Source organism: Psychrobacter sp. T6-1 (assembly GCF_052258445.1).
The window spans coordinates 1-5,713 of the sequence record NZ_JBQQFC010000148.1 but is presented as its reverse complement, the minus strand read 5'-3'; the positions used below and the strand labels follow the sequence as shown (position 1 = coordinate 5,713).

Here is a 5,713-nt window from a genome sequence, read left to right as displayed (position 1 = left end):
AGAGTTATCGTTTTATTTTAAGTATGTAGTGATCAGTAGATTCTAAGTAAAAGTATTATGTGCTCTATTTACTAGCAAGGCTGATAAAGATTTTCTAGCTTGGGGTGCCTATGCAGACAGGGGCTGCAAAAATTTTTATCAGTCTTGCTATAACATTTATAGTGAACCGACTATAGGTCATTAAAGCGTAAAATATTTAGCAAATAGCTGCTATCTCTTATTGTCATGGTTCGGTGGCAATTGTGTAGGCAGGAATGGATTGATTAGGGAGATATGACAAATAGGCAATAAAAAGCTGAGCATTACGCTCAGCTAATAATAAGTAAATAAAATAGAAATGCTATACGGACACGCGGAATGGATATAAATTTTTTTGCGTGCTGTGCCTACGCAGACAGAGGCTGCAAAAATTCATATCCATCCCGCTACATCTTACTTACATTAACTTAATCAGGATTTTTGAGGTTTTAATCTAAAACAAAAACTGCTTATTTCTTCATCGACATTGCAACCGCTTTGTCACCGATCCAATTGACCCATCTGACAGGAAAGAGGCGTAGTTGCAAGCGGATGAGATTGGCCATCACGCCTGGCACAACCAAGAACTCACGGTTTTTGACGCCTTTTAGCATAGCTTTGACCGCATCTTCAATTTTGAGCTCGCCTGCTAGCTTTTTCATACCGACGCCTGCGGCTGCCATGACTCCGACCTCAGCTTGGGTAAGCGGGGTATCGATAGGCGGCGGGGCAAAGACAGTAATATCGATCCCCAAAGGCTGCCATTCATAATGAAGCGATTGCATCATGCCCCAAATGGCAAATTTGGAGGCGCTATAAGAGCTATAGCCATAACTACCTGTAAACGATGCCATCGACGCCGTCACCATCACTTGCTTGCCGCGCGATAAAAAGGGACGTACCGCTGCCAGCACGTTGCGCGTACCAAACACATTGATACTCATGACTCGCTCAAACTGCTCTTGCGTCATCTCATCAAAAGTCCAAGGCCCTGTGACGCCAACGAAATGCATTAAGATATCGGGCGGCGTATGACTCGCGGCCTCAGCGATCTGTTTGGTAGTCATCTGGGCGTCGGTCGCATCAAGCTCATAGGTGCTAATTGAGGTGTTGAGTTTGTTCATGCCTTTGAGCGTTGACAAGGTCTCATCGAGCGTTTGCACATCAAATAGTACTAGATGCGCGCCTTGATTGATCAATTGCTTGGCCGTCTCAAAGCCAATACCAGAGGCTGCACCCGTGATATAAACCGTTTTGTCTTTATAGTAACTCATCAAGCACCTACCTGTTGCGCTTTACTATTTTGAGGTGCAGCGCTACGGGTACGCAGCGAGCCAAACTTAGCTTCGCCAATGAGATGACTGACCTTTTGACCTGGCAAGAGCCAATAAGGGGTGGCTTCACTACTTGAGGCGCAATTAGGAAAGTCAGGATTGCTAGACGGTCCTGCGATGGTTTTCTCAACGACCATAGAGATATATTGGTCGGTGCTGTCCTCTAGGGTGTTACCATTTAAGATAACCTCCATGCCTGTATTTTTGGCATAGCGGCGAATGGCGTTGACCTTGGAGTTCATCGGGGCATAAGCATCAGCGCCCACGCCATTCTCTGAGGTGACGCGGATACCGTCAGGGACGCGCGCGACCAAAGAGTGATTGCCCTCAGTGTGACCAGGCGTATGCACAAGCGCTAAGCCTTCGCCCAACTGTAGGCTACTGGTAAAGGTAATCACCTTTTCAGGATCGACGCCTTCGATGCCATTAGGGCAGTACCATTCTGCTTGTACTGGCAGTAGCCCCTGCGCGCTTTGCCATTCTTTTTCGTGGACGAGGAGCTTGGCATTTGGGAAGTAGGCAGGTCTGTCCTCAGTAGCGGTCTTGCTACCGAGCCATTGACGTACATCTTGCGTATGCAGATGGTCGTAGCTGATGTAATCGACGTCCTCTGGCATTAGATTAATCTCTTTTAGAGCCTCAGTGACATCGCGTAAGATAGGCGCAACCACGTTTTCAAGCGGCGACCAGTTGGGCATTTTATCAGTTAGGCGTTTAAAGAATGGCGTTTCACGGTCAGCATCGATATCTGATGGTGAGAACAACAAGGTTTTAAGCTCACCTAAGGCGTTGCGAAACTGCACAATAAATAGACGGTTTAAAATATGCAAATACGGAAACTTGTAGGTGCTTTGCGTATAGACGCCGCTATAAGCGTACCATGTCGGGTAGGGGACGCGCACTAGATTGACGCTTTGATAGTAGGCGACCTCCGGCTCCTCCATAAAGCGCTCGCGAAACGCTTCGGCCTGTTTGCGCGCCGCACTTAGGCGCTCTTGTGGCAATGGACTTTGGCGTACTTCATTAAAGTCGTGCAAGGTTTTCATACCTAATGATTGCAAATCCATCATATATCCTTATAAGTGTTTGGTTGTCAATGAGCTTTAAATCATAAGCTGTACTTGATAATAGCAATAGTATTTCGGCAGTGATAGTACTTTTAGCGTACGCTTAAGTCTTATCCCAATACGGATCATCACCGAAGCGTTCTGCAATAAAATCAATCAGATAACGACAGCGCTGTGACAAAAATCGGTTTTTGGGATAGACGGCATAAGCATTTAAAGAGGGCAGCTTATACTGCTCAAGGATAGGAATAAGTGCGCCGCGCGCTACGGTCTGATAGGTAATAAAAGTAGGCAAAAACGCAATACCTTGACCCCTTACTGCCATATCGAGCAAAAAATCACCGTTATTGGCTTTTATTTTCGATTGTGTCACCACGTTATGCGTTTTGCCTTGCTCATCTGTCAGCGCTATCGAGCCATATTTGCCAAGGCCATATTGCAAGAACTCATGCTCTGTCAGATCATCAGCCGTCTGCGGCGTGCCCATTTTGCTTAGATAGTCGGGACTTGCGCACAGCGAGTATCGAATTCGCGCCAAACGCTTGGCTTGGTGCGTTGAGTCTTGTAATTCTCTAATGCGAATAGCAAGCTCGTAGCCTTCTTCAACCAGATCTATGTGCCGATCTGAGAAGTCCAACTCAAACTTTAGATTGGGGTACTCTTTTGAGTAGTCATCTATCACTTCACTTAAATGCATCAGACCAAAGGTTAATGGCGCGGTCATCTTAAGCGTACCCTCAATACGCGTGGGTGCGCCAGTTGCTTGCTCATTGATAGCCTCTACCTCGCTCAAGATATTGTTCGCTTGGCGATAATAATACTCACCCGCTTCAGTCAGATTCGATTGGCGCGTGGTGCGGCTGATCAACTGATTGCCCAAACGCGTCTCCAAGTCTTTTAGACGACGACTCACCGCAGATTTGGCGACATTTAACTGCTCAGCGGCTTTGGTAATGCTACCCGCTTCAACCACGCGTACGAACATGGCCATATCTTCTAGTTGTCCCACCTTACTCTCCTGTTTTTCGTCGATAAAATCTATCTTATATAAAGGGCGCTCAAAATAATAAAGTCAGCATTTAAGTTACTATAGCATTGTTCTGATAATAAGAACTTATATTTGTGATTCGTGCGGTTTATCGCTCATCCATCAGCCTTTACAATAGTGCTATTATGCAACTCAACGAAAATACCTTAAATAAAAACTCAACTTTTGGAGAAACAAAATGGATAAACTACAAGAATTAAGCGCCCCAATCGGTCGCCTATTTTTATCAATGATCTTTATCTTTTCAGGATTTAGCAAGATTACAGGTTATGCAGGTACAGCGGCTTATATGGAGTCAGTAGGCGTCCCTAGTATGCTATTGCCGTTAGTAATCGCCCTTGAAATCTTAGGCGGTATCGCGGTACTTGTCGGTTTTAAAGCGCGCTTAGTATCGTTATTGATTGCTGGTTTTAGTATTGTTTCTGCTATTTTGTTTCATCAGTTTTGGAACGATGAGTCGCAGATGAACCCCTTTATGAAAAACATCGCTATGGCAGGTGGGTTTTTGATGATATTTGCGCATGGTCCAGGCGCTTATTCTATTGATAAAGACCAGACACCAAAGACAAGATTGCACTAAGTTTTAATAAGCTAAGTTCTGTTAAGCTAGGCTCTGCTAATATGAACAGCACCACAGTAATAAATGCAGAGTATTAGGAGATCACTATGAGTACGACTATAGCTTTAATTATAGGCAGCTTGCGTAAAGCCTCTATCAACCGTAAGTTTGCAGAATATATCGTGTCGCAGCTACCTGATGACATCAAGGTAGAAGAAGTTATCATCGATGACTTGCCGCTTTATAATTAAGACTATGATGATCAGAGTATCGATAGTTATGATCGCGTTCGCCAGCAGATTAAGACGGCTGATGCGGTCTTAATTGTTACCCCAGAGCATAATCGTACTATGCCCGCAGCGCTCAAAAACGTCATCGATATCGGCTCGCGTCCTCATGGTGACAGCGTATGGACTGCTAAGAGAGTCGCTGTCGTGACCGCTTCTCCTGGTACCTATGGCGGCAGATCTAGTGGCCTTGATGTACGCAAAAGCATGCAAATGCTCTCAGCTCAAATGATGATTAGCCCTGAGGTCTATTTAGGCCATGCAACTGACAGCTTAGATGACGCAGGTCAGGTCAGCGAGCGCACACAAAAATTCCTCAAAAAGTTCACAGATGAGCTCGCTACATTCGCAGGACGTACTGGTGTCTGATAGCGCATCTAACAGTGTAGCGTCAAATAGTCATCACAGTGGCGCTCAAAACGATCAGCCACCAAGTTTTTGGCAGCGCTACCGTGCCCCTGTGTTGTTGACTGTCGTCGGCGGCGCTATTGACACTATTGGCTTTATCACCCTATTTGGGTTTTTCACCGCTCATGTCACAGGTAACTTGGTATTGGCAGGGAGCGGACTTGTCAAAGGCGAGGACGGTCTGTGGATCAAGCTAGCTTCTGTGCCACTGTTCATCTTGACGGTCGTTGTGACCAAAATCTATATCGATAATAGCCGCAAACAGCAGCTGATACTGACGCATTTGCTATTAGCAGAAGCGGTATTTCTCACCGCGTTTATGATAGCGGGATTATCTTTTGGGCCTTTTACCGATGGCAATAGCATCACGGTGGCGATAACTGGCGGCTTAGGTTTGACGGCTTTAGCGATTCGTAACACAGCGAGCAAAACTGTCATCAAGCACATGAGCCCCACGGTGCTCATGACTGGCAATACGACCCAACTCGGTATCAATTTGTCTGACTATTTAGCCCATAGGACGCTAGATAATGCCAAAAAGCTCGGTCATAGCTCAGCGCTGGTGATCAGCTTTGTTGTTGGGGCACTATTGGGTGCAGTGCTTTACGTTAAGCTTGGCTACTGGGCTGTGGGTTTGTTTGTATTGCCAGTGCTGTACTTAGCTTGGCTGGCCCGTGACAAAAGCTTTTTACAGAACATCGGCTAGCGACCAATATCCTAAATCCTTGTATAACGCCATGCAACGATATTCTCTTGCAACATCACCCGACAAAATTCTCTTACATAGCTTATTTTAAATAACATCATACCTATTACTGTACAGGCAACTGGGGTAGATCCTATTGTTATGTCTGCAATCTTTGATATGGCGTAAAACCCCTTGTTAGCAGCACTGCATTTATCTTTGAGTAAATGAATCCTTCTAATGATGTCATGCAACCTTGCTGCCTTAAAAAGGCTGTACTTTTATTGTTCTTACTTTTATTGTTCTT

At 45.4% G+C, this 5,713-nt stretch carries 5 protein-coding genes and 1 pseudogene; 3 read left to right on the top strand and 3 right to left on the bottom strand.

What is annotated here, in order from left to right; translation table 11 throughout:
• Nucleotides 1-488: 488 nt before the first annotated feature.
• From ACTXGO_RS08755 to ACTXGO_RS08745, 3 genes are all read right to left on the bottom strand, one after another.
• Nucleotides 489-1,292, bottom strand: coding sequence for an SDR family NAD(P)-dependent oxidoreductase (locus ACTXGO_RS08755; protein ID WP_443574080.1), 804 nt, complete (start codon nt 1,290-1,292; stop codon nt 489-491).
• Complete coding sequence (locus ACTXGO_RS08750) at nt 1,292-2,422, bottom strand: MBL fold metallo-hydrolase (protein ID WP_443574078.1); 1,131 nt, start codon at nt 2,420-2,422, stop codon at nt 1,292-1,294. The genes ACTXGO_RS08755 and ACTXGO_RS08750 overlap by 1 nt, the downstream gene beginning before the upstream one ends.
• 100 nt (nt 2,423-2,522) lie before the next feature.
• A complete protein-coding gene (locus tag ACTXGO_RS08745; protein WP_443543533.1) occupies nt 2,523-3,428 on the bottom strand; it encodes a LysR family transcriptional regulator in 906 nt (301 codons plus the stop codon).
• A gap of 217 nt (nt 3,429-3,645) precedes the next feature.
• Between ACTXGO_RS08745 and ACTXGO_RS08740 the strand changes: the two genes are divergently transcribed.
• From ACTXGO_RS08740 to ACTXGO_RS08730, 3 genes and pseudogenes are all read left to right on the top strand, one after another.
• Nucleotides 3,646-4,047, top strand: coding sequence for a DoxX family protein (locus ACTXGO_RS08740; protein ID WP_443574076.1), 402 nt, complete (start codon nt 3,646-3,648; stop codon nt 4,045-4,047).
• Nucleotides 4,048-4,133: 86 nt separating this feature from the next.
• A pseudogene (locus tag ACTXGO_RS08735) lies at nt 4,134-4,682 on the top strand (NADPH-dependent FMN reductase).
• Nucleotides 4,645-5,427 carry a YoaK family protein gene (locus ACTXGO_RS08730; protein WP_317200803.1) on the top strand — a complete coding sequence of 261 codons (783 nt, stop codon included), beginning with the start codon at nt 4,645-4,647 and terminating at the stop codon, nt 5,425-5,427. Before ACTXGO_RS08735 ends, ACTXGO_RS08730 begins: the two are co-directional and overlap by 38 nt.
• Nucleotides 5,428-5,713: the final 286 nt, after the last annotated feature.